Source organism: Paracoccus sp. J55 (genome assembly GCF_000513975.1).
Lineage (GTDB): Bacteria > Pseudomonadota > Alphaproteobacteria > Rhodobacterales > Rhodobacteraceae > Paracoccus.
Genome location: NZ_AZVA01000001.1, coordinates 1 through 24,208, shown reverse-complemented (window position 1 = coordinate 24,208; position 24,208 = coordinate 1). Strand labels below are relative to the sequence as shown.

General features: G+C 67.1%; 25 protein-coding genes. 9 read left to right on the top strand and 16 right to left on the bottom strand.

Translation table 11 applies throughout. The features are described from left to right. The first annotated feature begins 8 nt into the window (after positions 1–8). Positions 9–293: an I78 family peptidase inhibitor gene (locus PARJ55_RS0100125; RefSeq protein ID WP_028711121.1), complete on the top strand. Its 285-nt coding sequence runs from the start codon at positions 9–11 to the stop codon at positions 291–293. 86 nt (positions 294–379) lie between these two features. Here the strand turns inward: PARJ55_RS0100125 and uvrB are convergent, their stop codons facing one another. Further along, on the bottom strand, positions 380–2,566 hold the full coding sequence (uvrB, locus tag PARJ55_RS0100120) for an excinuclease ABC subunit UvrB (RefSeq protein ID WP_028711120.1): 2,187 nt from the start codon (positions 2,564–2,566) through the stop codon (positions 380–382). Between the two features lie 187 nt (positions 2,567–2,753). Between uvrB and PARJ55_RS0100115 the strand changes: the two genes are divergently transcribed. After that, on the top strand, positions 2,754–3,065 hold the full coding sequence (locus PARJ55_RS0100115; RefSeq protein WP_028711119.1) for an ETC complex I subunit: 312 nt from the start codon (positions 2,754–2,756) through the stop codon (positions 3,063–3,065). 134 nt (positions 3,066–3,199) lie between these two features. Here PARJ55_RS0100115 and PARJ55_RS0100110 read toward each other — a convergent pair whose 3' ends face one another. The 11 genes from PARJ55_RS0100110 to secG form a co-directional block, all read right to left on the bottom strand. After that, positions 3,200–4,531, bottom strand: a complete 1,332-nt coding sequence (locus tag PARJ55_RS0100110; protein WP_028711118.1) for a glutamine synthetase family protein — start codon at positions 4,529–4,531, stop codon at positions 3,200–3,202. A gap of 3 nt (positions 4,532–4,534) precedes the next feature. Continuing rightward, the gene (locus tag PARJ55_RS0100105; protein WP_028711117.1) at positions 4,535–5,362 is read right to left on the bottom strand and encodes an ABC transporter permease; all 828 of its coding nucleotides are present in this window, start codon (positions 5,360–5,362) and stop codon (positions 4,535–4,537) included. After that, positions 5,359–6,237 carry an ABC transporter permease gene (locus tag PARJ55_RS0100100; RefSeq protein WP_028711116.1) on the bottom strand — a complete coding sequence of 293 codons (879 nt, stop codon included), beginning with the start codon at positions 6,235–6,237 and terminating at the stop codon, positions 5,359–5,361. Before PARJ55_RS0100100 ends, PARJ55_RS0100105 begins: the two co-directional genes overlap by 4 nt. Positions 6,238–6,283: 46 nt before the next feature. Beyond that, positions 6,284–7,006, bottom strand: coding sequence for a transporter substrate-binding domain-containing protein (locus tag PARJ55_RS0100095; protein ID WP_028711115.1), 723 nt, complete (start codon positions 7,004–7,006; stop codon positions 6,284–6,286). Between the two features lie 21 nt (positions 7,007–7,027). Next, on the bottom strand, positions 7,028–7,852 hold the full coding sequence (locus PARJ55_RS0100090) for an ABC transporter ATP-binding protein (RefSeq protein ID WP_051416104.1): 825 nt from the start codon (positions 7,850–7,852) through the stop codon (positions 7,028–7,030). 136 nt (positions 7,853–7,988) lie between these two features. Beyond that, complete coding sequence (locus PARJ55_RS0100085; protein ID WP_028711113.1) at positions 7,989–8,450, bottom strand: TerB family tellurite resistance protein; 462 nt, start codon at positions 8,448–8,450, stop codon at positions 7,989–7,991. Positions 8,451–8,502: 52 nt separating this feature from the next. Next, on the bottom strand, positions 8,503–8,799 hold the full coding sequence (locus PARJ55_RS0100080) for a DUF1330 domain-containing protein (protein ID WP_028711112.1): 297 nt from the start codon (positions 8,797–8,799) through the stop codon (positions 8,503–8,505). A 70-nt stretch (positions 8,800–8,869) separates the two neighbouring features. Further along, on the bottom strand, positions 8,870–9,778 hold the full coding sequence (gene ppk2, locus PARJ55_RS0100075) for a polyphosphate kinase 2 (RefSeq protein ID WP_028711111.1): 909 nt from the start codon (positions 9,776–9,778) through the stop codon (positions 8,870–8,872). Positions 9,779–9,853: 75 nt separating this feature from the next. Beyond that, positions 9,854–10,330: a hypothetical protein gene (locus PARJ55_RS0100070; protein WP_232215639.1), complete on the bottom strand. Its 477-nt coding sequence runs from the start codon at positions 10,328–10,330 to the stop codon at positions 9,854–9,856. A 24-nt stretch (positions 10,331–10,354) separates the two neighbouring features. After that, a complete protein-coding gene (locus tag PARJ55_RS0100065) occupies positions 10,355–11,998 on the bottom strand; it encodes a CTP synthase (protein ID WP_028711109.1) in 1,644 nt (547 codons plus the stop codon). A 146-nt stretch (positions 11,999–12,144) separates the two neighbouring features. Further along, positions 12,145–12,681, bottom strand: a complete 537-nt coding sequence (gene secG, locus PARJ55_RS0100060) for a preprotein translocase subunit SecG (RefSeq protein ID WP_028711108.1) — start codon at positions 12,679–12,681, stop codon at positions 12,145–12,147. Positions 12,682–12,750: 69 nt separating this feature from the next. Between secG and PARJ55_RS0100055 the strand changes: the two genes are divergently transcribed. Further along, on the top strand, positions 12,751–14,184 hold the full coding sequence (locus PARJ55_RS0100055) for a cobyric acid synthase (RefSeq protein ID WP_028711107.1): 1,434 nt from the start codon (positions 12,751–12,753) through the stop codon (positions 14,182–14,184). Here the strand turns inward: PARJ55_RS0100055 and PARJ55_RS0100050 are convergent. From PARJ55_RS0100050 to gltX, 4 genes are all read right to left on the bottom strand, one after another. Beyond that, positions 14,181–14,834: an SDR family oxidoreductase gene (locus PARJ55_RS0100050; RefSeq protein WP_028711106.1), complete on the bottom strand. Its 654-nt coding sequence runs from the start codon at positions 14,832–14,834 to the stop codon at positions 14,181–14,183. The genes PARJ55_RS0100055 and PARJ55_RS0100050 overlap by 4 nt on opposite strands. Next, positions 14,831–15,334, bottom strand: a complete 504-nt coding sequence (locus PARJ55_RS23160) for a DUF1284 domain-containing protein (RefSeq protein ID WP_084637744.1) — start codon at positions 15,332–15,334, stop codon at positions 14,831–14,833. The genes PARJ55_RS0100050 and PARJ55_RS23160 overlap by 4 nt, the downstream gene beginning before the upstream one ends. Before the next feature lie 68 nt (positions 15,335–15,402). Beyond that, entirely contained in the window at positions 15,403–16,695 is a 1,293-nt protein-coding gene (gene gltA / locus PARJ55_RS0100040; protein WP_028711105.1) for a citrate synthase, read from the bottom strand. A gap of 54 nt (positions 16,696–16,749) precedes the next feature. Further along, on the bottom strand, positions 16,750–18,156 hold the full coding sequence (gene gltX, locus PARJ55_RS0100035; protein ID WP_028711104.1) for a glutamate--tRNA ligase: 1,407 nt from the start codon (positions 18,154–18,156) through the stop codon (positions 16,750–16,752). A 120-nt stretch (positions 18,157–18,276) separates the two neighbouring features. Between gltX and PARJ55_RS0100030 the strand changes: the two genes are divergently transcribed. The 6 genes from PARJ55_RS0100030 to PARJ55_RS21280 all read left to right on the top strand — a co-directional run bounded on the left by PARJ55_RS0100030 (position 18,277) and on the right by PARJ55_RS21280 (position 23,891). Then, on the top strand, positions 18,277–20,454 hold the full coding sequence (locus tag PARJ55_RS0100030; protein WP_371257414.1) for a ComEC/Rec2 family competence protein: 2,178 nt from the start codon (positions 18,277–18,279) through the stop codon (positions 20,452–20,454). A 38-nt stretch (positions 20,455–20,492) separates the two neighbouring features. Then, positions 20,493–21,062 (top strand): heme NO-binding domain-containing protein, encoded by a 570-nt coding sequence (locus PARJ55_RS0100025; RefSeq protein WP_028711102.1) that lies wholly within the window; start codon positions 20,493–20,495, stop codon positions 21,060–21,062. A gap of 41 nt (positions 21,063–21,103) precedes the next feature. Continuing rightward, positions 21,104–22,054, top strand: coding sequence for a GGDEF domain-containing protein (locus PARJ55_RS0100020; protein ID WP_051416121.1), 951 nt, complete (start codon positions 21,104–21,106; stop codon positions 22,052–22,054). A gap of 348 nt (positions 22,055–22,402) precedes the next feature. Beyond that, positions 22,403–22,552 carry a hypothetical protein gene (locus tag PARJ55_RS21285; RefSeq protein WP_232215637.1) on the top strand — a complete coding sequence of 50 codons (150 nt, stop codon included), beginning with the start codon at positions 22,403–22,405 and terminating at the stop codon, positions 22,550–22,552. 125 nt (positions 22,553–22,677) lie between these two features. After that, positions 22,678–22,902, top strand: coding sequence for a DUF6538 domain-containing protein (locus tag PARJ55_RS24845; protein ID WP_371257413.1), 225 nt, complete (start codon positions 22,678–22,680; stop codon positions 22,900–22,902). After that, entirely contained in the window at positions 22,902–23,891 is a 990-nt protein-coding gene (locus tag PARJ55_RS21280) for a tyrosine-type recombinase/integrase (RefSeq protein WP_371257416.1), read from the top strand. The genes PARJ55_RS24845 and PARJ55_RS21280 overlap by 1 nt, the downstream gene beginning before the upstream one ends. The last annotated feature ends 317 nt before the right edge of the window (positions 23,892–24,208 follow it).

Sequence of the window (24,208 nt, the reverse complement as noted above, 5' to 3'; positions counted from 1 at the left end):
AGGTCAAGATGAAACTCCCGCTTTCCCTTGCCGTTCTGGCAGCTCCGCTCGCTTTGGCCGCCTGCACCCCGGAAGCCCCGCCGCCCGAGCCGCCGCTGGCCTCGGCCGACCCCTGCGGCGCGGCGCGCTACAGCCACCTGATCGGCCAGACCTCGCCCACCATCACCGTGCCCGAAGGGCAGATGTATCGCATCGCCCGCGAGGATCAGCCGATGACCATGGAGATGATCCAGGATCGCCTGACCTTCATCGTGGACAACCGCGGCAAGCTGCTTTCGGTCAGCTGCAGCTGACCGGCCCTGCGCCGCCGGACCAGCTTCCGGTGCCTTGACCGGCGGAAGCGGGGTTCGGGAAAGGCCCGCCCCGACGCGGCCGCGGATCAGCTGCGGCGGCGCGACCGCTTGTTGCCGCCGCGCTGGCCGGCCCGCCCGGCGGTCGAGCGTCCCGAGGATTTGACCGCCGCCGCGGCCGCCTCCTCGATGGCGGATTGCCGGGCCAGCGGGTCGTCGGCCACGGCCAGCTCCACCGCCTCCAGCCGCTTGACCTCGTCGCGCAGCCGCGCGGCCTCCTCGAATTCCAGGTTCTCGGCCGCCTTGCGCATCTGCGCCCGCAGCGCGTCCAGATGCGCCGCCAGATTGGCGCCGACCAGCGGCTTATCGACCCGCGTCGTGATGCGCGCCTGATCGGTATCGCCCTGCCACAGCCCGGCCAGCACGTCCTCGACATTCTTGCGCACGGTCTGCGGCGTGATCCCATGCGCCTCGTTATAGGCGATCTGCTTCTGGCGCCGGCGCTCGGTCTCGGCCATGGCGCGTTCCATGCTGCCGGTGATGCGGTCGGCATACATGATGACGCGGCCGTCGGCGTTGCGCGCCGCCCGGCCGATGGTCTGGATCAGCGAGGTTTCCGAGCGCAGGAACCCCTCCTTGTCGGCATCGAGGATCGCCACCAGCCCGCATTCGGGAATATCCAGCCCCTCGCGCAACAAGTTGATGCCGACCAGCACGTCGAAGGCCCCCAGCCGCAGGTCGCGCAGGATCTCGATGCGCTCGATCGTGTCGATGTCGCTGTGCATGTAGCGCACGCGAATGCCCTGTTCGTGCAGGTATTCGGTCAGGTCTTCGGCCATGCGCTTGGTCAGCGTGGTGACCAGCGTGCGATAGCCTTGCGCCGCGACCTTGCGCACCTCGTCCAGCAGATCGTCCACCTGCATCTCGACCGGGCGGATCTCGACCTGCGGATCCAGAAGGCCGGTGGGGCGGATGACCTGCTCGGTGAAGACGCCGCCGGTCTGGTCCAGCTCCCATTGCGCGGGCGTGGCGCTGACAAAGACGGATTGCGGCCGCATCGCGTCCCATTCCTCGAATTTCAGCGGCCGGTTGTCCATGCAGCTGGGCAGGCGGAAGCCATGCTCGGCCAGGGTAAACTTGCGCCGGAAGTCGCCGCGATACATGCCGCCGATCTGCGGCACCGAGACATGCGATTCGTCCGCGAAGACGATGGCGTTGTCGGGGATGAACTCGAACAGCGTCGGCGGCGGCTCGCCCGGCGCGCGGCCGGTCAGATAGCGGGAATAGTTTTCGATCCCGTTGCAAACGCCTGTCGCTTCAAGCATTTCCAGGTCGAAATTCGTGCGCTGCTCCAGCCGCTGGGCTTCCAGCAGCTTGCCCTCGTCAGTCAGCTGTTTCAGCCGTGCCTGAAGTTCGGCGCGTATCCCTTTGATTGCCTGCTGCAATGTCGGGCGCGGGGTGACATAGTGGCTGTTGGCATAGATGCGGATCTGCTGGAAGCTGTCGGTCTTGGCGCCGGTCAGCGGATCGAATTCGGTAATCGATTCAAGCTCGTTTCCGAAAAAGTCGAAGCGCCAGGCCCGGTCTTCCAGGTGGGCCGGCCAGACCTCGATCACATCGCCGCGCACCCGGAAGCCGCCGCGCTGGAAGGCGGCGTCGAGGCGGCGGTATTGCTGCGCCACCAGTTCGGCCAGGAATTCGCGCTGATCGTAGAGCTGGCCGACCACCATGTCCTGGGTCATCGCCGAATAGGTCTCGACCGAGCCGATGCCGTAGATGCAGCTGACCGAGGCGACGATGATCACGTCGTCACGTTCCAGCAGCGCCCGGGTGGCCGAATGGCGCATCCGGTCGATGGCCTCGTTGATCTGCGATTCCTTCTCGATATAGGTGTCGGAGCGCGGCACATAGGCTTCGGGCTGGTAATAGTCATAGTAGCTGACGAAATATTCCACGGCGTTGTCGGGAAAGAAGCCCTTGAATTCGCCGTATAATTGCGCGGCCAGGGTTTTGTTCGGGGCCAGGATGATGGCGGGGCGCTGGGTTTCTTCGATCACCTTGGCCATGGTGAAGGTCTTGCCGGTGCCGGTGGCGCCCAGCAGCACCTGATCGCGCTCGCCCGCCATCACGCCCTGCGCCAGCTCGGCGATGGCGGTGGGCTGGTCGCCGGCGGGCTGGAATTCGGAACGCATGACGAAGCGCCTGCCGCCCTCGAGCTTGGGCCGGGTCACCTCGGGAAAGCGCGCGATGGGGGCGTTGGTGTTGTTGTGACCCATGGTTTCACCTTTGTTCCTGCCCGGGTGAATCTGGCGCATTCGCGCCGCGATGCAACCCCGGGACGCGAATATTGCGCAGTTTCGCCGCGCCAGGCCGGCCGGCATGGTTGGAATCGCGTGACGAGCATCTTGATCGCCCGCGCCGCATCGGGGATAAGGCGACAAGCAAGAACAGAGGGTTCCCGCCATGCGTGTCCGCATCTACAAGCCCGCCCGCAACGCCATGCAATCCGGCACGGCCCGCAGCAAGAACTGGGTTCTGGACTTTCCGCCAGCCGATCCGCGCGCCATCGATCCGCTGATGGGCTGGACCAGCAGCGACGACACCCAGAGCCAGGTTCGCCTGCGCTTCGAAACCCGCAAGCAGGCCGAGGACTATGCCCGCGAGCATGGCCTGGACTACGAGGTGATCGAGCCGCATACCCGCGCCCCGAACATCCGGCCCCGCGGCTATGGCGAGAATTTCGCCAGCGACCGCCGCGCGCCCTGGACGCATTGAGCGCGCCTCGGGATTCGGGTATTTGCAAAACAGAGAAGGCCGGGGCGTCGCGCCCCGGCTTCCTCGTTCCCTGAAGGCTCGAATCCCTGACGCGGCCACGGCCGGCTTGGCTGCGGCTTGATCCGCAGCCGTCTTCAGACGGTGTCGAGATAAAGCTCGACCGTCTCCTCGTCCGAAAGCTCGGCCATGTAGCGCAGTTCCTGCCGCTTGGTCATGACGAAATTCTCGATCAGATGCGCCGGAAAGACGCGCTTGATCTCGGGCGAGGCGGCGAAGGCGTCGATGGCCTCGCCCCAGCTGCCGGGAAGCTGTTCCAGTCCCAGCTCATAGGCATTGCCCTTGATCGGCGGCGGCGGCTCGGCCTTGTCCTCGATGCCGTTCAGCGCCGCGCCCAGCACCGCCGCGACGGTCAGATAGGGATTCACGTCGCCGCCGGCCACGCGATGCTCGATCCGCCGCGCCTTGGGGCCCGAGGAGGGGATGCGGATGGCCGAGGTGCGGTTCTCATAGGCCCAGCCGATGCCGGTCGGCGCATGGGCGTTGGGCACCAGCCGGTCATAGCTGTTCTCGTGCGGGGCGAACAGCAGGGTCGAGCCGGGCATGGCCGCCAGGCAGCCGGCGACGGCATGGCGCAGCACCTCCGAGCCCTCGTCGCCGCCATTGTCGAAGATGTTGCGGCCCTGCCGGTCCAGCACCGAGAAATGCATGTGCATGCCCGAACCGTTCCATTCCTCGTAGGGCTTGGCCATGAAGGAGCCGGCAAAGCCGTATTGCCGCGCCAGCCCCTTGACCAGCAGCTTGAACAGCCAGGCGTCGTCGGCGGCTTTCAGCGGGTCGGGCTGGTGCATCAGGTTGATCTCGAACTGGCCCGGAGCGGCTTCCGAGATCGCGGTGTCGGCGGGAATGTCCATCGCCTCGCAGGCGTCATAGAGCGCGGTGAAGAAGCGGTCGAAGGCGTCGAGGGCCCGCAGGCTCAGCGTCTCGGCCCCGGTGCGGCGCTTGCCCGAGCGCGGGCTGGGCGGCACGCGCAGCTGGCCGCCGGAATCGTCGATCAGGAAGAATTCCAGCTCGGTCGCCACCACCGGGGTCAGGCCGGCGGCCTTGTAGCGATCCACGACGCGGGCCAGCGCCTGACGCGGGTCGCCCTCATAGGGGCGGCCGTCCAGGTGGAACATCCAGATCGGCAGAAGGCCGGTCGGCGCCTCCAGCCAGGGCATGGGCATGAAGCCGCGCTCGGTCGGCAGCAGCAAGCCGTCGGGGTCGCCGGCCTGGAAGACCAGCGGGCTGTCCTCGATATCCTCGCCCCAGATGTCCATGTTCAGCACCGAGAACGGAAATTTCGTGCCCTCGGTCAGAACCTTGTCGGCGAAACGTGCCGGAACCCGCTTGCCGCGCGCCACACCGTTGAGGTCGGCGGCCGCGATGCGGATGGTCTTGACGTCGGGATGCTCGCGCAGCCAGTCCATGGATCACCTGATGAGATTGGGCCTGTAACGGATCTTCTTCGCCGCGCCGGGAAGATGGCGGTTCAGCCTGCGGTTGGCGAGACCGAACAGCGCGATCAGGCCGATCGTCAGCAGGACGAAATAGGCCGCGACGATCGGATAGGCGATGAAGGGATTGAAGGTCTTGTCAGCGAAATAGCTGGCGTAATAAAGCGCGTCGCCCCGCTGCTGAAAGGCCGGAAAACCCGAAAAGAACACCAGCGTCGTGGCATGGAACAGGAAGATCGCCTCGTTGGTATAGGCGGGCCAGGCCAGACGCATCGCGGTCGGCCAGACCACGCGGCGATAGCGGGTCCAGCCGGTCATGCCATAGGCGTCGGCGGCCTCCAGCTCGCCCTTGGGCAGGTTGCGCAGCGCTCCGTAGAAGATCTCGGCCGAATAGGCGGCGGTGTTCAGCACCAGCACAAGCAGCGCCCCGGCCCAGGCGCGCGTCATCCAGCTGGTCTGCACGGTGATGCCGAAGACGTCGATGCCGGCGCGCGGCAGCTGCACCAGCAGCTCATAGGCCAGGAAGAACTGGATGAAGAGCGGGCTGCCGCGGAACAGGAAGATGAACCACTCGGCCGGCTTGCGGACCCAGCGATTGCCGCTGGCCTTGGCCACGGCCAGCAGATTGGCGAGGAAGAAGCCGAAAAACAGCGCCAGCGCCGCGAAATAGATGTTCCAGATCAGCCCCGAGCCGATCAGCGTGACCTGCTCGCAAAGCGTGAACCCGCTGCGCGGCAAGAGCCTTTCGCCGATGCCGATGGCGCGCAGCCCGTAATCCTGGATGGTCTGCAGGCACTGGCTCATGTCGCGGCCTTTCGCATCGCCTCGCCGGCGGCGGTGGCCTGGCCGGCCGAGAGCCGCGCCCGGATACGGTCGAAGATCCGTTCCGAGCCCCAGGTCATCAGCAGGTAGAACACCAGGATGGCGAGGAAATAGTAAAGCCGCCAGTCGGGATGCGGATAGGCATAGGCGCGGGTCTTGGCGCCGCCCAGCTCGCGCGCCCAGTAGACGATGTCCTCGACCCCCAGCACGAACAGCAGCGGCGTGGCCTTGATCAGGATCATCCACAGATTGGCGAGGCCGGGCAGGGCATAGGTCCACATCTGCGGGATCAGGATGCGCCGGTTCACCTGCCGCGGGCTCATGCCATAGGCCTCGGCGGTTTCCAGCTGGGCGCGGGGCACGGCGTTCATCGCACCATGCAGCACATTGGCGGCGAAGGCCCCGAAGACCACCGAAAAGGCGATCACCGCCAGGAAGATGCCATAGAGCTGATGCACCCATTCCGGCGAGGTCGAGAGTGGCAGCTTGGCCGCCGCGCAGACGATGAACTCGTTGCCCTGCCGCACCGGCACCGAAGGGTCGCAATAGACGCGCGAGCGCAGCCATTCCAGGCCCTGGTCCAGCGCGATGGGCACGAAAAGGAAGAAGATGATGTCGGGCACGCCGCGCACCATCGAGGTATAGATGCGCCCGAACCAGCGCAGCGGCGTCATGCGCGAGCGCGCGGCCAGCGCGCCGCCGAACCCGAAAAGCAGCGCCGCCGGCGCGGTGACGGCCAGGAGCAGCAGCACCGTGCCGAAGGACAGGTAGAACAGCATGTGATTGCCGGTCGTCAGATAGCATGACAACCAGGCAAGCCCTTGCAGGGCGGAAGGGTCGGTGCAGTAGGAAAACATCGTGCCGCCGGTTGGGCCGCCGCGGGATTGCCGCGGCGGCGTCAGGTCATTCGTAGGTCTGCGCGTCCTCGCCGAAATGCTTCTTGATCAGCTCGTTCAGGCTGCCGTCCTGCTTCATTGCACCGATCGCCGCGTTCAGCTTTTCGCGCAGCTCGTTGTCGGACTGGCGCACGCCGATGCCGATGCCCTCGTCCAGCCGGACCTGCTCGCCGACGAAGATCAGGTCCTCGCTGTCCTCGACGAAGGGGCGCATGACCTCGTGGTCGCCGAAGGCCGCGTCGGCCTCGCCATTGCGGACGGCGGCGAAGACCTGGTCGATATTCGGATATTCCAGCATCGTGGCCTGCGTATCGGCGATATGAGAGGCCTGGACCGTCCCGATCTGGACCGCGACGATGCCGGTTTCCAGATTGGCCCCCTCTTCAAGCGCGACATAGGACGAGGGCGCGGGGGGCAGATAGTTCTCGGTGAAGGCGATGGCCTGCTTGCGCTCTTCGTTGATGCTCATCGCCGCCATGATCGCGTCGTAATTCGACGAGACGAGGTTCGGGATGATCGAATCCCAGTCGTTCTTGACCCAGGTGCATTGCAGTTCGGCGCGCTGGCACAGCTCATTGCCCAGCTCGACCTCGAACCCGGCCACCTGACCCTGATCGTTGATGAAGTTGTAGGGAGGATAGGCGCCCTCGGTGGCGATGCGCACCGTCTGCGCCATGCCCATGCTCGTGGTCAGGGCCAGCGCCGCGGCTGCAAGCATGATCTTCTTCATTTCAACTCTCCTGTTGGTTTTTCATTCGGCCATGGACGCGCTCAGGAACTGGCGCAGCCGTTCGGAGCGCGGCGCGCCGAAAAGCTGCGCCGGCGGCCCCTCTTCCTCGATCCGGCCCTGATGCAGGAAGACGACGTGGTCGCTGACATCGGCCGCCAGCCGCATGTCATGGGTGACCAGCAGCATGGTGCGATGCTCGGCAGCCAGCGCCTTGATGACGCGCACCACCTCCTGCTGCAATTCCGGGTCCAGCGCGCTGGTCGGCTCGTCCAGAAGCAGCGCCTTGGGCTCCATGCAGAGCGCGCGGGCGATGGCGGCGCGCTGTTGCTGGCCGCCCGATAGCTGCGCGGGCCAGGCGTCGGCCTTGTCGCCGATGCCGACCTTGGCCAGCAATTCGCGCGCCCGCACCTCGACCTCGGCCGGGCTGCGCTTCAGCACATGGACCGGCGCCTCCATCACGTTCTGCAGGATGGTCATGTGCGACCACAGGTTGAACTGCTGGAACACCATGGACAGGTTGGTGCGCAGCCGCGTGACCTGGGCGCGGTCGGCGGGCACCCGCGCCAGCCCGGTGCCGCGCCAGCGCACAGCCTCGCCCTCGAACAGGATCTCGCCCTGCTGGCTGTCCTCGAGCAGGTTGCAGCAGCGCAAGAGCGTCGACTTGCCCGAGCCGGAAGAGCCGATCAGGCTGATGACATGGCCGCGCGGGGCGGTCAGGCTGACGCCCTTGATGACCTGCAGCGGGCCATAGGCCTTGTGCAGGTCCCGGATTTCTATCACCGGCACGCGGGCCGAAGCGGGGGCCGAAGCGGGGGCCGGATGGGCGGCGGGATCGGTGGCGGCCATGGTCGGTTCTGTCTGGCTCATGCGGATATGAGGCGATATTTGCCGGGCGATTGCAACGCTTTCCTCGCCGGCTTTCCTGTCGGGGCCGGGGGGACCCGGGGAGGGCCGGCGACGGGCGGATGGCGGGGATGCGGGCTCATTCCTCGGACAGGCCCAGCCCCACCAGCGCCCTTTGCCGGGCCAGCGCCGAATCGCGGTCGTTCACGCCCAGAAGCCCCGCGACCAGCCGCACGAGCGATTCCTCGTCGGCGTTGCGGTTTCCGTCGGCATAGGCGACCTCCCACATGGCGGCGATGATCTCCTGCCGGTCCAGCAGGTCCACCCGTTCCTTGATGATGCGGGTGAAACGCACGGTATCGGGGGCCTCGGCCTCGATCATCTCGGCCGCCGCGCGCCGTTCGGCCGCCTCGGCGGCGCCAAGGCCCCGGCGCCGGGCCAGCACCTGGTCGATGCGCTGCTGCTCGGCCTTGCCGTAGTGATCGTCGGCGCGGGCCAGGCGGACCAGCAGGGATGCGACGGCGACCTCGGCATCCTGCCCGTGCAGGTGCGAGGATTCGGGGGCGTCGATGAAAAGGCGGCTTAGAAGATTGCGGAACATGGCCGGATATTAAGGCATTTTCGCGCCGCAACAATATGGCGGGCGAAATTTGTCAGGCAGGTTCCCAGCCCTCGACGATGGCGAGGTCGGCGACCGAGCAGGGCTGCCGCAGCGCCAGCGCCGCCTGGTATTCCGGACTGTGATAGCAGGCGCGGGCGGTCTCCAGGTCGGCGAATTCGACCACCACGGTGCGGGGCCGCATCTGGCCCTCGACCACCTCCAGCGCGCCGCCGCGCACCAGGAAGCGCGCGCCGTATTTCTGGAAGGCCGCCGCATTGGCCTGGCGATAGGCCTCGTATGCGGCGGGGTCGTCGACCGTGACATGGCCGATCCAATAGGCTTTGGGCATGGCTGGCTCCTTGGGGCTGTTGCGCGCCGATCATGCCGCGCAAGGGCGCAGCCGCAAGCCCGATCCCGCCCTAGTAACGTTGCGGCACGTATAGCTCGGGCGGCAGCACCTCGCGCTCGTAATCCGGGTTGAAGACCCGGTCGGGCAGGGTGATCTCCTCATGCGGCACCGGCTCATAGGGGACCATGGTCAGCAGATGCGCCATGCAGTTCAGCCGCGCCCGCTTCTTGTCGTTGCCGGGCACGATATACCAAGGGGCCTCGGGGATGTTGGTGCGCTCGAACATCTCTTCCTTGGCCTTGGTGTAATCCTCCCAGCGGACGCGGGATTGCAGGTCCATCGGCGACAGCTTCCACTGCTTCAGCGGGTCGTGGATGCGCATCAGGAAGCGCATCTGCTGTTCCTCGTCGGTGATCGAGAACCAGTATTTCACCAGCCGGATGCCGGAACGCACCAGCATGCGCTCGAATTCCGGCACGTCGTCGAAGAATTGCTGCACCTGGTCCTCGGTCGCGAAGCCCATCACCCGCTCGACCCCGGCGCGGTTGTACCAGCTGCGGTCGAACAGCACGATCTCGCCCCCCGCCGGCAGGTGCGGCACGTAGCGCTGGAAATACCATTGTGTCTTTTCGCGGTCCGAGGGCGCGGGCAGCGCCACCACGCGGGCGACGCGCGGGTTCAGCCGCTGGGTGATGCGCTTGATCGCGCCGCCCTTGCCGGCGCTGTCGCGGCCCTCGAAGATGACCACGACCTTTTCCTTGTGATGCACCACCCAGTCCTGAAGCTTGATCATCTCGGCCTGAAGCCGCAGCAGCTCGCGGAAATAATCGGCGCGCGGCATCTGGTCGGGATGGGTCTGGCGATAGATGCGCGCGATCTCCTGCGACAGGACGGCGTCCTCCATCTCGATCTCGAAATCCTCGTCGAGCGTGTCCTGAAGCTCGGCTTCGAGCCAATCCTTGGGTGTCTGGTCCTGCATGGGGATCTCCTGCTGCGCTTGCCCGCGATCTAGCCTTGCAATGTGACAATCCGGTGTCATGGCCGCGCGGCCCGGCTAGAACAGCCCGGCGCAGTCGCGGATGATGCCGAAGGCGAAGCCGCCGCCGCTGGCATCCGCCACCGTGCCGCACCAGCGCCCGTCGCTGGAAAACAGGCTCTTGCTGCCCCTGGGCCGGTAGGCGACGCGCTTGCCGGTCACGGTGAACAGGTTCAGCGTGCCCGCGCCGTTCGGCGCGTAATAGCCCACCACCGTGCCGTCCGAGGTGAAGATCACCCGCTTCTCATTGGCCGGGTTGCGCGGCGAATTGGCATAGCTCGATCCGCTGTTGGCCGAGCTGGCCGCAGAATTCGCCGCCGCATGCGGCGAGTTCGATTGCCGCGCGGGCTGGTTCTGCGGCGCGCCGGGGCCAAGGTCGAAGGGCAGGCGCGTCTGGTCGAGCAGGAACAGCGGCGCATCCGCAAGCGCGGGGGCGCCGCAAAGCATCAGGATCGGCAGGGCAAGGCGCATGTCGGGACCGTTCGTCTGGGTCACGGCATTATGGCGCGGCGCGGCGGCTCAGACCAGCCGCTCGTTCTCCATCGCCGCGCGGACGAAGCCGGCGAACAGCGGCGCGGGCTCGAAGGGCTTCGACTTCAGCTCGGGATGCGACTGCACGCCGATGAACCAGGGATGGTCGCGGTATTCCACCACCTCGGGCAGCCGCCCGTCCGGCGACATGCCCGAGAAGCTGAGGCCCGCCGCCTCGAGCTGCTCGCGGTATTTCGCATCCACCTCGTAGCGGTGGCGGTGGCGGTCCTCGATCTCCAGCGCGCCGTCATAGACCTCCGAGATCTTCGAGCCCGGTTGCAGCACGGCGGTATAGGCGCCCAGCCGCATGGTGCCGCCCTTGTCGTCGGTCAGCTTGCGCTGCACGGTGTAATTGCCCTGCACCCATTCCTTGAGGTGATAGACGACCGGCGTGAAGCGGGTCTTTCCGGCCTCGTGGTCGAATTCCTCGGAGCCCGCGTCGGGCATGTCGGCGAGGTTCCGCGCCGCCTCGATCACCGCCATCTGCATGCCCAGGCAGATGCCGAGATAGGGCACCTTCTTCTCGCGCGCGTAGCGGGCCGCGGCGATCATTCCTTCGGTGCCGCGCTCGCCGAAGCCGCCGGGCACGATGATGCCGTGATAGCCGTCCAACAGATGCGCGCCCTCGCCCTCCAGCTTCTCGCTGTCCACCCAATCGGCCTTGACCCGGACGCGATTGGCCATGCCGCCATGGGTCAGCGCCTCGGCGATGGATTTGTAGGCATCTTCCAGCTGGGTATATTTGCCGACCACAGCGATGCGGACCTGGCCCTCGGCATTCTCCAGCCGGTCCATCACGTCTTCCCAGCGGCTCAGGTCGGGGCGCGGGGCGGGACTGATCTGGAAGGCGTCCAGCACCGCCTGGTCGAGGCCGGCGCGGTGATAGGCCAGCGGCGCCTCGTAGATCGACTTCAGGTCATAGGCCGGGATCACCGCATCGGGGCGGACGTTGCAGAACAGCGCGATCTTGGCGCGTTCCTTTTCCGGGATCGGCTGCTCGCTGCGGCAGACCAGCACGTCCGGGGCGATGCCGATCGAGCGCAGCTCCTTGACCGAATGCTGGGTCGGCTTGGTCTTCAGCTCGCCGCTGGCGGCCAGCCAGGGCAGCAGCGTCAGGTGCATGAAGATGCAGCGCCCGCGCGGGCGGTCCTGCGCGAATTGCCGGATCGCCTCGAAGAAGGGCAGGCCCTCGATGTCGCCGACCGTGCCGCCGATCTCGCAGAGCATGAAATCGACCTCGTCCTCGCCGATGGCGAGGAAGTCCTTGATCTCGTTGGTGACGTGCGGGATGACCTGGATGGTCTTGCCCAGATAGGCGCCGCGGCGCTCCTTCTCCAGCACGTTGGAATAGATGCGGCCGGAGGAGACCGAGTCGGTCTTGCGCGCCGAGACCCCGGTGAAGCGTTCGTAATGGCCCAGGTCCAGGTCTGTCTCGGCGCCGTCGTCGGTGACGAAGACCTCGCCATGCTCGAAGGGGCTCATCGTGCCGGGATCGACGTTCAGATAGGGGTCGAGCTTACGCAGCCGGACGGTGAAGCCGCGCGCCTGCAACAGCGCCCCCAGCGCCGCCGATGCCAGCCCCTTGCCGAGCGAAGAAACCACACCGCCGGTGATGAAGATGTAACGCGCCATCGAGGCCCCCGTGAGAAATCCAATAGAAGATCGCGGCCCGAATCTGGGCGGCATCACGGGACTCGAGTCATATCCGATTTGTCCCGTGGCCGCAACGGACCGCAAGTTGTTGTAAGGGGCGCCTGTCGCGCCCCCAAGTTGTGGTGTCAGTTATTGGCCGGGGCCGGCGCATCCGCTGGCGCGTCCGGGGTCGGCGTCTCGGCCGGAGCCTCTGCCGCCGGCGGCGTCACCGGGGCGGTCGCGGGCGCGCTGCCCTCGCCCTCGGCGGGCGCGGCGGGCGTCTGGGCCGGGGTCTCGGTCGCGGGCGTGGGCGGCGTCACCGGCTGGCCGGCGCCCGGAACCACGGGCTGGCCCGCGCCGGGCGGCGGGGCATAGTCGCCGATGCCGGGCAGGCTGGTCGCCGGCGCGGGCTGCGAGCCGCCGAGGTTCAGCTGGTCCACGATCGAGCCGCTGGAGGCGTTCTGCGCGGCGATCAGGGTCAGCGTCATCGAGGTGATGATGAAGCCGATGGCAAAGATCCAGGTCAGGCGCGACAGCGCGTTCGCTGCCTGGCGGCCGGTCATCACGCCGCTGCCTCCGCCGCTGCCCATGCCAAGGCCGCCACCTTCGGACCGCTGCAGCAGCACCACCCCGATCAGAAGCACGGCGAGGATCAGATGCACGGTAAGAACGACGTTTTCCACCACGGGGCCTTTCATTCAGCGACGCGCCTATCTAGTCACCAAGGCACGGATTGGCAAGCGGGGGCGGGCATGGGCGCGCTGATGATCCAGGGCACCGGGTCGAATGTAGGAAAATCCCTGCTGGTGGCGGGATTGTGCCGGGCGGCAAGGCGGCGCGGAATCGCCGTGGCGCCCTTCAAGCCGCAGAACATGTCGAACAATGCCGCCGTGACCCCGGACGGGGGCGAGATCGGCCGGGCGCAGGCCCTTCAGGCGCGGGCGGCGGGGCTGGCGCCCTCGGTCCACATGAACCCGGTGCTGCTGAAGCCCGAGACCGACCGGGCCGCGCAGGTGGTGGTGCAGGGCCGTGCCGTGACGCGGGCGGCGGCGGCGGATTACGGCGCGCTGAAGGCGCAGCTGATGGGCGCGGTGCTGGACAGTTTCGCCCGGCTGCGCGCCGCGCATGATCTGGTGCTGGTCGAGGGCGCGGGCAGCCCGGCCGAGGTCAACCTGCGTGCCCGCGACATCGCCAACATGGGTTTTGCCCGTGCCGCCGGCGTGCCGGTGGTGCTGGCCGGCGACATCGATCGCGGCGGCGTGATCGCGCAGGTCGTTGGCACGCAGGCCGTGATCGACCCGGAGGATGCCGCGATGATCCGCGGCTTCCTGATCAACCGCTTCCGCGGCGATCCGTCCCTCTTCGATGCCGGCCGCGCCTTCATCGCCGAGCGCACCGGCTGGCCGGACCTCGGCCTTGTGCCCTGGTTCCCCGATGCCGCGCTTCTGCCGGCCGAGGATGCGGTCGACCTGCGCCGCATCTCGGGCATGGGCGGGCTGCATATCGCCTGCCCGATGCTGTCGCGCATCGCCAATTTCGACGATCTCGACCCGCTCGCGGCCGAGCCGGGCGTGCGGCTGACCATGGTGCCGCCCGGTCGGGCCCTGCCGGGGGATGCCGATCTGGTGATCCTGCCGGGCACGAAATCGACGCGCGGCGACCTGGCCTTCCTGCGCGCGCAGGGCTGGGACATCGATCTTTTCGCGCATCTGCGGCGCGGCGGCCGGGTTTTGGGCATCTGCGGCGGCTATCAGATGCTGGGGCGCTGGGTCCACGACCCCGGCGGCCATGACGGCGACCCCGGCAGCACCCCCGGCCTGGGCCTGCTGGAGGTCGAGACCCGCATGGCGTCCGAGAAGCGGCTGACGCGGATCGCAGGCACGGCCTTCGGCCAGCCGGTCGAGGGCTACGAGATCCATATGGGCCGCACCGAGGGGCCTGATTGCGCCCGCCCCTTCGCCCATATCCCCGCGCCGGACGGCGCCACCAGCCCCGACGGCCGCGTCGCCGGCACCTATCTGCACGGGCTGTTTTCCGGCGATGCCTTCCGCGCCGCCTGGCTGGCCGGGTTCGGCGCCGCCTCGGCGCTGGATTACGGCGCCGGCGTCGAGGATGTTCTGGACCGGCTGGCCGTGCATCTGGAAGCGCATCTGGACATCGATGCGCTTTTCGCGCTGGCGCGCTAGAGGATCTCGGCCAGGATGCGCTCGGCCTCGACCTGACAGGGGGTCAGGCGGGCGCGGTCCTCGCCGGGGAAGAAGCGGGCGCGCAGCGCGGTCGGCATCGGCGCAGGCTCGGCGATGACCACGCGGGGACCGAGCGTCTCGTTCTCGGCCTGCCAGCTGCGGGCCAGCGCGATCTGCCCGGCCTTGGTGGCGCCGTAGCTGCCGAAGAACTTCTGCCCCGCCCGCCTGTCGTCGAAGAACAGCGCCGTGCCCATGCGGGCGCGCAGCAGCGGCTCGATCAGCCCGATCAGCCCGCGCGTGGCGACGAGGTTCAGATCGACCGATTTCTGGAAATCCTTGCCGTCGATATGCCCGGCCGGCGACAGCGGGGCGGCATGGATCGCGCAATGCGCCCAAAGGTCCAGCCCGCCCCAGCGGCCCATGACGGCCTGCACCATCTGCACCATGGCCTCGGGCTGGCCGACATCCATCGGCGCCAGCGTCGCCGCGCCGCCGGCCTTGCGGATGCGGTCGTCCAGTTCCTCCAGCGCGCCGGTGGTGCGGGCGACGGCCAGGATGTGCCAGCCCCGGCCGGCAAGGGTTTCGGCCAAAGCGGCGCCAAGGCCGCGCGAGGCGCCGGTGATCAGCGCGATTTTGTCATGCTCGGTCATGGCGCCGATTTCGCATCCGCGCAGCGGTCGCGCAAGCCCCGAAGCGCGGCCTTCGCGGCGGGTGCGTCATCGTGCCCGTCCCGGGCAGCAGGCTGATCCGGCGGGAAAATTCCCCGGCCGGCCTCGGCCCGCTGCAGATCCGCCAGCGCCGACTGGCACATGCCCAGATCGAGCCATTGGCAGCCCGAGCAGATCCGGCCGAGATCCCCGGGCCGCAACCGCGCGGTGGCGCGGGCCTGCGCCTCGGCCCAGGTCATGCGCTGGCCCGAACGGATGCCGAGCGCGGCGGCATGGCGCCTGTCGAGCCGGCCGATCCGGTCGTCCGCGGCGCAGCCCATGCCGCGCCGCGACGGGCAGGGACGGCAGATCGCATCGGCCATGACGGTGAAGACCACCGGCGTCTGCGGATCAGCCCGCAGCCGCCCCAGCACGATGGCGTTCATGTTCTCGGTGAATTCCGGCGAATAGCCGCTGCCCCGCCAGCCGATCGCGCAAAGCACGTGATGCGGGCGCAGCAGAACGGCCCCGGAACTGTTCCGGGGCCGGTCCTGATCCTGTTCCCGCTCGCTCAGCGGGCGTCCAGCGGCTTGTAGTCCCGCCGCGGCGAGCCGACGTAGAGCTGGCGCGGCCGGCCGATCTTGTTCTGCGGATCGGCGATCATCTCCTTCCACTGCGAGATCCAGCCGACGGTGCGCGACAGCGCAAAGATCGGCGTGAACATCGAGGTCGGGAAGCCCATGGCTTCCAGGATGATGCCCGAGTAGAAATCCACGTTCGGATAGAGCTTCTTCGAGACGAAATACTCGTCTTCCAGCGCGATCCGCTCCAGCTCCTTGGCGACCTGCAGCGTCGGGTTGTTCTGGACGCCCAGCAGGTCCAGCACCTCGTCGGCCGATTCCTTCATCACCTTGGCGCGCGGGTCGAAGTTCTTATAGACCCGATGGCCGAAGCCCATCAGCCGGAACGGATCGTTCTTGTCCTTGGCGCGGGCGATGAATTCCGGGATGCGCTCGACCGAGCCGATCTCGCGCAGCATCTCCAGGCAGGCCTGGTTGGCGCCGCCATGCGCCGGCCCCCAGAGGCAGGCGATGCCGGCGGCGATGCAGGCGAACGGGTTCGCGCCCGAGGAACCGGCCAGCCGCACGGTCGAGGTCGAGGCGTTCTGCTCGTGATCGGCGTGCAGCGTGAAGATGCGGTCCATGGCGCGAGACAGCGCCGGATCGACATGATAGGGCTCGGCCGGGACCGAGAAGCACATGTGCAGGAAGTTGCTGGCATAATCCAGCTCGTTCCGCGGATAGACGAAGGGCTGGCCCAGCGAATACTTGTAGGCCATGGCGGCGATGGTCGGCACCTTGGCGATCAGCCGGATCGAGGCGATCTCGCGCTGCACCGGGTCGTTGATGTCGATCGAGTCGTGATAGAAGGCCGACATGGCGCCGACGACGCCGACCATGGTCGCCATCGGGTGGCTGTCGCGGCGGAAGCCGCGGAAGAAGTTGTGCATCTGCTCATGCACCATGGTGTGGCGCGTGACGCGGGTCTCGAAATCCACCAGCTGGTCCTGGGTGGGCAGTTCGCCGTAGAGCAGCAGATAGCAGACTTCCAGGTAATGGGACTGGTCGGCCAGCTGCTCGATCGGGTAGCCGCGATACCACAGCTCGCCCTTGTCGCCGTCGATATAAGTGATCGTCGAATCGCAGGATGCGGTCGAGGTGAAGCCGGGGTCGTAGGTGAAGACGTCCGCCTCGCTGTAGAGCTTGCGGATGTCGAGGACATCCGGTCCCGCAGTCGGGGACAGGACCGCGAGTTCGTAGTCCTTGCCCGCGAGATGCAGTCTTGCGGCTTTCTGTTCTGCCATTCCCAGTTCCTTTCACCTGTCTCCGGCCCTCGGGCCGGGTGATGGGCGCGGGTCTCAGCCCGCCTGATCCTGCAGCCGGGCCAGCGTTTCATCGCGGCCAAGCGCCAACATCATATCGAACACGCTGGGGGTCGAACTGCGCCCCGCGAGGGCCGCACGAAGCGGCGCCGCCACCTTGCCCAGCCCCAGCCCGTGCGACTCGCCAATCCGCTTGGCCGCCGCCTCGAGTTCGTCGCGCTCCCAGCTAGCATTCTGCACCGCGGCAGTCAATTCGTTCAGTATACGACGGGATACAATATCCAGCGCGGCTGCCGCCTTCTCCTCGACCTGGACCGGGCGGCCGATCAGCGCGAAATGCGCCTGATCCAGCAGCGCGGGCAGGGTTTTCGCCTTGGCCTTCAGCGCCCCAAGCGCCGGGCGCAGCCAGGAGATCTGCCGGTCGTTCAGCGGTTCGGCGCCGGTTGCGACGCGGAAGGCGGCGATTTCGTCCAGCAGCTCGGCATCGCTCATCCGCGCGATATGCCAGCCGCTGACATGTTCCAGCTTCTTGAAGTCCAGCCGGGCGGGGGCCTTCCCGATGCCGTCGAGGTCGAACCAGGCCCGGGCCTGTGCGTCGTCGAAGAGCTCGTCGTCGCCATGGCTCCAGCCCAGCCGCGCGAGATAGTTGCGCATGGCCGCCGCCGGATAGCCCATCGCCGCATATTCGTGCAGGCCCACGGCGCCGTGGCGCTTGGACAGCTTCTTGCCGTCGGTGCCGTGGATCAGCGGGATATGGGCAAAGACCGGGATCTCCCAGCCCATCGCCTGATAGATCTGGGTCTGCCGCGCGGCATTGGTCAGGTGGTCGTCGCCGCGGATCACATGGGTCACGCCCATGTCGTGATCGTCCACCACCACCGCCAGCATGTAGGTCGGCGTCCCGTCCGAGCGCAGCAGCACCATGTCGTCGAGCTGCGCATTGCCGAAGGTCACGTCGCCCTGCACCGCGTCATGCACCACCGTCTCGCCATCGCGCGGCGCCTTCAGCCGGATCGCATAGGGCGCATCGGGAAGGCTTGCCGGATCGGCGTCGCGCCAGGGCGACAGGAACAGGGTCGAGCGGCCCTCGGCCTTGGCCCGTTCGCGAAACGCCTCGATCTCCTCGGCGGTCGAGAAGCATTTGTAGGCCGTGCCGTTCTCCAGCATGGCCCGGGCGACCTCGGCGTGGCGCTCGCGCCCGGCGAACTGGCTGACCGGCTCGCCGTCCCAGTCGAGGCCGAGCCAGCGCAGGCCCTGCAGAATCGCCTCGGTCGCCTCGGGGGTCGAGCGGGCGCGGTCGGTATCCTCGATGCGCAGCAGGAACTTTCCGTCCCGGCCGCGGGCATAAAGCCAGTTGAACAGCGCCGTCCGCGCCCCGCCGATATGCAGGTAGCCGGTGGGCGAGGGGGCGAAACGGGTCACGACGGGGCGGGAATCAGTCATCGGGGGTCCGGTCAGTCCAGAAAACAGGGGCATTGGCTGTGCCGTTAACCGTTTCGAAAGGGACGGCATGCCAATCTTGGCGCCAGAGATACGCAAGTGGCACGACAAGGACAAGTTTCGGTGACGGAATCGATGAACGCCTCGCTGATACGGCGGCCGGCATCGCCTGCTCGCGGCGGGCGGCGGGCGGCGGCGGCGCGCCGGCCTTCGGTCACCATCCGGGCCGGGCTTCTGCCCTGGATGCCCGTCTGGCTTTCGCTGGGCATCGGCGGCTGGTTCCTGCTGCCGGACGAGCCCGGCGCCGGATTCTATTCGGCGCTGGTGCTGGTCGGCGGGCTGTGCCTGCTGCTGCCGGCCTTGGCGATGCGGCTGGCCGATGCCGGACGGCTCGGCTGGATCTGGACCGACCGGCTGCGGCTTGCGGCCCTGGCGCTGCTGGTGGTCGCCGTCGGGGCCGGGCTTGCCGGGCTGCGGGCGCATATGGTCGCCGCCCCGGTGCTGGAATTCCGCTATTACGGCCCGGTCGAGGGGCGGGTGATCGGCATCGACCGCTCGGCGCGCGACCGGATGCGCCTGCTGCTCGATCAGGTGCAGCTGCAGCGGGTGCCGCCCGGGCGGACGCCGGCGCGGGTGCGGATCTCGCTGCTTGAGCCGGGGGACCTGCCGGTTCCCGGCCAGCGCGTGATGCTGACCGCGCATCTCGGGCCGCCCTCCGGCCCATCCGAGCCGGGCGGGTTCGATTTCCGTCGCCTGGCCTGGTTCGCGCGGCTGGGGGCGGTGGGCTATGCCCGCACGCCGGTCCTGACCGTCGAGCGGCCCGCCGAGGGTGGCACCCTGGCGCTGCATCGCATCCGCATGTCGCTTTCCGAGGCCATGCGCGAGCGGATCGGCGGCCAGGCCGGCGCGGTCGCGGCGGCGCTGATGACCGGCGACCGCTCGGGCATCGCCGAGCGGACCAACCAGATCATGCGCGATTCGAATCTTTATCACATCGTGTCGATCTCGGGCCTGCACATGAGCATGCTGGCCGGATTCGTCTATGCCGCGCTGCGGCTCTCGGGCGTGGCGATGCAGGGGGTCGGCGGCCCCCGCGCCCTGCCGGCGCACAAGCTCGCAGCGGCGGGGGCGCTTGGCGCCTCGGCGCTCTATCTCTGGCTTTCGGGCGGCGGGGTGGCGACCGAGCGGTCCTTCATCATGGTGGCGGTGATGCTGCTGGCGATCATCGCCGACCGCCGCGCGGTGTCGCTGCGCACCGTCGCCGTCGCCGCAGGCATCGTGCTGGTGCTGACCCCCGAGGCGCTGACCGAGCCCGGCTTCCAGATGAGCTTTGCCGCCACGGTGGCGCTGATCCTGATGCAGGAGCCCTGGATGCGGCTTTCCACGCGGCTGCCCTGGTGGACACGGCCGGCGCTGATGCTCTTCGTCTCCTCCTTCGTGGCCGGCATGGCGACCGCGCCCATCGCGGCCGCGCATTTCGGCCGCATGACGCAGTACGGCCTGCTGGCCAACATGATGGTCGTGCCGGTGGTCGGGGTGCTGGTGATGCCCGGCGGCGTCTTCGCCGCGTTGCTGGCGCCGCTGGGCCTGGCACAGCCGGCGCTGTGGCTGATGGGGCTGGGCACCCGCTGGATGCTGGCGGTCGCGCAATGGATATCGGAGCTGGAGGGCTCGGTCACATTGGTCCCGGCCGCGCCGCGGCTCGTCCTGCCGCTGATGGCGGCCGGGGCAGCGATGATCCTGCTGGGGCCGGTCGGCGGCGGCGGGCGGCGCGCGTTCCTGCTGCTGCGGCGCGCAACGGGCGGCGTGCTGCTGGTCGCCTCGGCTTTGCTCTGGCTGGGCGCGAAGCGGCCCGACATCCTGATCTCGGCCGAGGGCGACGCAGTGGCGGTGATGACGCCGGCGGGCAGGGCGCCCTCGAAACCGCGAGGGGGCAGCTTCGCGGTTGCCAACTGGCTCGAAGCCGATGGCGATGCCGCAGACCAGGCCGCCGCGGCGGCGCGGCCGCTCTGGCAAGGCACGGCCTCGGACCGCTGGGCAGAGCTCGGGCGACCCGACGGGCGGGTGCCGATCCGGCATCTGACCGGCAAGGCTGCGCGGGGCGATGCCGAAACCCATTGCCCTCCGGGCGGCATTCTGGTGGCGGACGGCAATCTCGCGACAGGCGCCGGTTCCCCGCCATGCCTGGTTCTCGACACCGCCTATCTGCGGCGGCACGGCGCCTCGGCGATATTTCTCGGCGCCGATGGGCTTGCGCTTGTCTCGGCCGATGGAACGGGGCGCGGACGGCTTTGGCACTGACATGCCGCAATGGCGGATTTTCAACCGGATCTGAAGAAATGCATGGTCTCGTCAATCGTTGCATCGAATTGTTCATGCGGGGCACTTACGGTCCGGGCCTTTGGGAAAAGGTCACGTGCGAGGTCGGCGTCGATCCGGAGGGCTTCCTGACCTGGAGCACCGGCCCCGACAAGGTCACCTATTCGATCGTGATCGCCTCGGCCCGATTGCTGGAAAAATCCGTGGGCGAATTTCTCGAGGATATCGGGGCCTGGCTGACCCGGCAGGAGGATATCCGCAGGTTGCTCCGCTTCAGCGGTTCGACCTTCGAGGAATTCGTCGAATCCCTGCGGGAACTGCCCGGTCGCATCAGGCTGGTGATCCCGGATTTCCAGATCCCGGCCCTGGCGGTCACCTCGCCGACGGCCGGGCGCTATCACATCGCGGCAAGCGCGCATCAGCCTGGCCTGCTGCGCGTGGTCGCAGGCATGCTGCGCGGCATGGCGGATGACTATGGCGCGCTGGCGATCATTTCCGTGATGCGCGACTGCATAGACATCGACGTCGCCCTGTCCGACTATTCCGGGAAACGCCGCTTCGCGCTTTCCCATCCGCAGGTGGCGCCTTGATCGAGGTCCGGCTCGATATTCTTCGGCAGGTGGCGGCCCTCATGCCGATGCATCTGGCCATAGACCGGCGCGGCCGCATCCTGTCCCGGGGCAAGACCCTGGAGAAGGTGGTGGGCAATGCCGCGAGGCTGGACGAGGTCTTCGCCTGCACCGACCAGATCGGCCAGAGCATCGGCTTTGATCGGGCATTCGCCCGGCTGGGCTCGGGAGAGCGGGTGTTTCTGCAGATGAAGCGCCATCAGGGCATTTCGCTGCGCGGCCAGGGGGTCGCGCTGTCGTGCGACCTGATCGTCCTGAACCTGGGATTCGGCATCGCGCTGTCCCTGGCCGTCCGCGAGTTCGGGCTGACGGATTCCGATTTCCCGCCCTCGGATCTGGCCATCGAATTCCTGTTCCTGCATGAGGCCAACCGCGCCGCGCTGTCCGAATTGTCCCGGGTCAATGCCCGCCTGGAACGGGCGCGGGAGAATGCGCAGATCCTGTCGATTACCGACCCCCTGACCGGCCTTTTGAACCGGCGCGGGTTCGAGGCCGAATTCGCGAGGGCCTTCGAGCAGCGCGAGGACAACCCCTTCGCGCTCGTGCATCTGGATCTCGACCATTTCAAGGAGGTGAACGATCGTCTCGGCCATGCCGCGGGCGACCGTGTGCTGACCGAGGTCGCGGCGGTCCTGTCCTCCGAGGTCCGGGCCAGCGACAAGGTTTGCCGCGTCGGCGGGGACGAGTTCCTGCTGCTGATCTTTTCGCATCGCGCGCGCGCGGACATATTGCGGGTCTGCCGGCGGATCATCGAAAGGATCGAGGCGATGCGCTTTCATCCGTCCTCGGCCCGGGTCTCTGCCAGCATCGGCGTGGCGGTTTCCGACCTGCTGTCCCAGCCCCGGCCCGATCTGCTGTTCGACATGGCGGATTCGGCGCTGTATCACGCCAAGTCGAACGGGAAGGGCAAGGCGCTCATGTGGGGCGGCCCGACGGAGACGGTAGGCGCATGACAGCGCAGGCCGATGCTCTGCCGCTTGGTCACCGGATCGTCTGCAGTTGGAGTTTCGGCTAAGTTCCCCTGGCCGGATCACGTGCGGTCTGCCCCTCCAGGGATGCCCGTGCACGACGATCCTGCTGCCTGTCAGGGGGTGAACTGAGAAACTTCCTGTATCTGAAATAGAAAGCAGAAACAGGAGCTTATCTAATGAACAGAACTACATTTCAGCAGCTTGTCAAGCGTGCCTTCCGCACGGTCAGACGCTGGTTGACCCTTATGCTGATCTCTTGGGTATCGTCTCGGATCAGTCGTGAACTCGCCATGGCAATCTACACCGAGGCGCTCAAGGCAGGCTGGTACGATGCAACCCGGTGACGTGGTGGTCATTGCCGCCCTCGATGACGTGCCGGAACACCTGTTCCAGATCGAGCGGGTGCTGGAAGACCATGTGACAGGAATTGCCCTCACTGGTCCGCTGGTGGGGAATACAGAGAACCAGACGTCTCGATGATTCGCAGGGTCATTGAGAACGACGAGGCTCGGCTGGGAACTCAGCAGTCCCTCTAAGCCAAAGCAACCAATCGGAAAAATCAGAAACACTAGAGGAATGGGGCGGATGCCCCAGATGGAGGTCGCATGTCTGTGCGGATCAAATACGCATATCTCAAGCAACAGACTTGGCTGTATCGCAGGAACTACCCCAAGGAACTCCAGCCTGTTCTGGGGCAGGCCATGAAGCAGTCGCTGAAGACCGGGGATGCCCGCATCGCAAGGCACGGGCCGCCGAGGTCAATGCCAAGTATGAGGAGGTGTTGGCGAAGGCGAGGGCGGGGCAGGTGGTGGAGAAGCCGGTGCCCGTGATGGTGGCGCCGCCAGTGTTCTCGCCCGTGGTGCTGGTAGGGCGCAGGACAGTCAAGGAACTTGCCCAGACTTATCTCAATCAACGGTCGCGGCAACTTCGGCATGGCGGGTTCAAGTCAGTCAGATTCTCGGTCGGGCTGTTCGTGTCGGCCTATGGGACGAGGCAGATCGGGGCCGTCACACGCGACGATGCCGTGGCCTTCGTGCGGAAGGTGGCGCTGCTCGGCTGTCATGCCGGGAAGTCGTGGCGAACCCGTGGCTATGGGCTGGACCAACTCATTCAGGCCAGTCGTGGCGATCGTATTTCTGCCCGGACGCAGCGGCGGACGGTTAGTCAGGTCGCGCATTTTCTCGACTGGGCGGTGTACGAAGGCGAGTTGGTGGCGAATCCCTTCAAGACCGTGCGGGTGGAGGCCAAGGGCAAAAACCGCAGCTACGCGGCACTGACGGACGCCGAGGTCGGGAAGCTGGTGGGCTTAGACGATTCCCGGATCGGTGACGTCCTGCTGTTCTGCCTGTTGACCGGGATGCGAGCCGGTGAAGCTGTTGGGCTGGTCAGGGAGGATTTGGTCTGGAAGGGCAATCTGGGCTGCTTCGTCTGGGTCAGGCCCAATGCGGTGAGGACCCTGAAAACCGATGCTGCCGAACGCTTTGTCCCGCTGCATTCAGCCCTGACTCCGGTTCTGGAAAGGCTGCCGAGGCAGGGGCGGCTGTTTCCTGATCTGACGGTTTCGGTCGTGACCAAGCGGTTCGCCACCATGCGGAAAGCTCTGGCGCTGGACCGGCCCGGTGTCGTGTTCCATTCCACCCGGAAATGGTTCGTGACGCAGTGCGAGCGGGCAGGGGTGCCGGAGCATTTCACGGCATCCATCGTCGGGCACCAGTCGGCACGGTCGGAGAACAGGATGACTTACGGCATCTACTCCGCCGGGATCAGCAATGAGCAGAAGCGCGAGATCGTCGAGAAGGTGGGGCTGCCATGCCTCTGATACCTGACATTGACGAGTTCGAGGAAAGGGTGAGAACGGCGGTGAGAAATTCGTCCACGGTAGCGGTGGCTTGGTGCTGCTGCGGGCGGCGTAAAAGTCGTCCACCTATTCCCTTTCTGCGGCGGCAGGGAGGGCGTGAGGATTTACAGCGTGGACCTATATCTGAGAGTTCGCCAGGCTTGCGCGGAAGGCATGAGCCAGCGGGAAGCGGCGCGGGTGTTCAACATCTCGCGTGACACGGTTGCGAAGATGATGACCTTCTCGGTGCCACCGGGCTACCGACGGACGGCCGAGGTCAGGCGGCCAAAGCTTGATCC

What these genes read in the sequence shown, in the direction of transcription:
- gltX (WP_028711104.1), bottom strand. Translation starts at nt 18,156, where the DNA reads ATGACTGATTCCCGCCCCGTCGTGACCCGTTTCGCCCCCTCGCCCACC.
- PARJ55_RS0100115 (WP_028711119.1), top strand. Translation starts at nt 2,754, where the DNA reads ATGCGTGTCCGCATCTACAAGCCCGCCCGCAACGCCATGCAATCCGGC.
- uvrB (WP_028711120.1), bottom strand. Translation starts at nt 2,566, where the DNA reads ATGGGTCACAACAACACCAACGCCCCCATCGCGCGCTTTCCCGAGGTG.
- PARJ55_RS0100065 (WP_028711109.1), bottom strand. Translation starts at nt 11,998, where the DNA reads ATGGCGCGTTACATCTTCATCACCGGCGGTGTGGTTTCTTCGCTCGGC.
- PARJ55_RS24845 (WP_371257413.1), top strand. Translation starts at nt 22,678, where the DNA reads ATGTCTGTGCGGATCAAATACGCATATCTCAAGCAACAGACTTGGCTG.
- PARJ55_RS0100050 (WP_028711106.1), bottom strand. Translation starts at nt 14,834, where the DNA reads ATGACCGAGCATGACAAAATCGCGCTGATCACCGGCGCCTCGCGCGGC.
- gltA (WP_028711105.1), bottom strand. Translation starts at nt 16,695, where the DNA reads ATGGCAGAACAGAAAGCCGCAAGACTGCATCTCGCGGGCAAGGACTAC.
- PARJ55_RS0100085 (WP_028711113.1), bottom strand. Translation starts at nt 8,450, where the DNA reads ATGTTCCGCAATCTTCTAAGCCGCCTTTTCATCGACGCCCCCGAATCC.
- PARJ55_RS0100105 (WP_028711117.1), bottom strand. Translation starts at nt 5,362, where the DNA reads ATGAGCCAGTGCCTGCAGACCATCCAGGATTACGGGCTGCGCGCCATC.
- PARJ55_RS0100100 (WP_028711116.1), bottom strand. Translation starts at nt 6,237, where the DNA reads ATGTTTTCCTACTGCACCGACCCTTCCGCCCTGCAAGGGCTTGCCTGG.
- PARJ55_RS21280 (WP_371257416.1), top strand. Translation starts at nt 22,902, where the DNA reads ATGGTGGCGCCGCCAGTGTTCTCGCCCGTGGTGCTGGTAGGGCGCAGG.
- PARJ55_RS0100125 (WP_028711121.1), top strand. Translation starts at nt 9, where the DNA reads ATGAAACTCCCGCTTTCCCTTGCCGTTCTGGCAGCTCCGCTCGCTTTG.
- PARJ55_RS0100020 (WP_051416121.1), top strand. Translation starts at nt 21,104, where the DNA reads ATGCCGATGCATCTGGCCATAGACCGGCGCGGCCGCATCCTGTCCCGG.
- ppk2 (WP_028711111.1), bottom strand. Translation starts at nt 9,778, where the DNA reads ATGCAGGACCAGACACCCAAGGATTGGCTCGAAGCCGAGCTTCAGGAC.
- PARJ55_RS0100095 (WP_028711115.1), bottom strand. Translation starts at nt 7,006, where the DNA reads ATGAAGAAGATCATGCTTGCAGCCGCGGCGCTGGCCCTGACCACGAGC.
- PARJ55_RS0100090 (WP_051416104.1), bottom strand. Translation starts at nt 7,852, where the DNA reads ATGGCCGCCACCGATCCCGCCGCCCATCCGGCCCCCGCTTCGGCCCCC.
- PARJ55_RS0100055 (WP_028711107.1), top strand. Translation starts at nt 12,751, where the DNA reads ATGGGCGCGCTGATGATCCAGGGCACCGGGTCGAATGTAGGAAAATCC.
- PARJ55_RS21285 (WP_232215637.1), top strand. Translation starts at nt 22,403, where the DNA reads ATGCAACCCGGTGACGTGGTGGTCATTGCCGCCCTCGATGACGTGCCG.
- PARJ55_RS0100080 (WP_028711112.1), bottom strand. Translation starts at nt 8,799, where the DNA reads ATGCCCAAAGCCTATTGGATCGGCCATGTCACGGTCGACGACCCCGCC.
- PARJ55_RS0100110 (WP_028711118.1), bottom strand. Translation starts at nt 4,531, where the DNA reads ATGGACTGGCTGCGCGAGCATCCCGACGTCAAGACCATCCGCATCGCG.
- PARJ55_RS0100025 (WP_028711102.1), top strand. Translation starts at nt 20,493, where the DNA reads ATGCATGGTCTCGTCAATCGTTGCATCGAATTGTTCATGCGGGGCACT.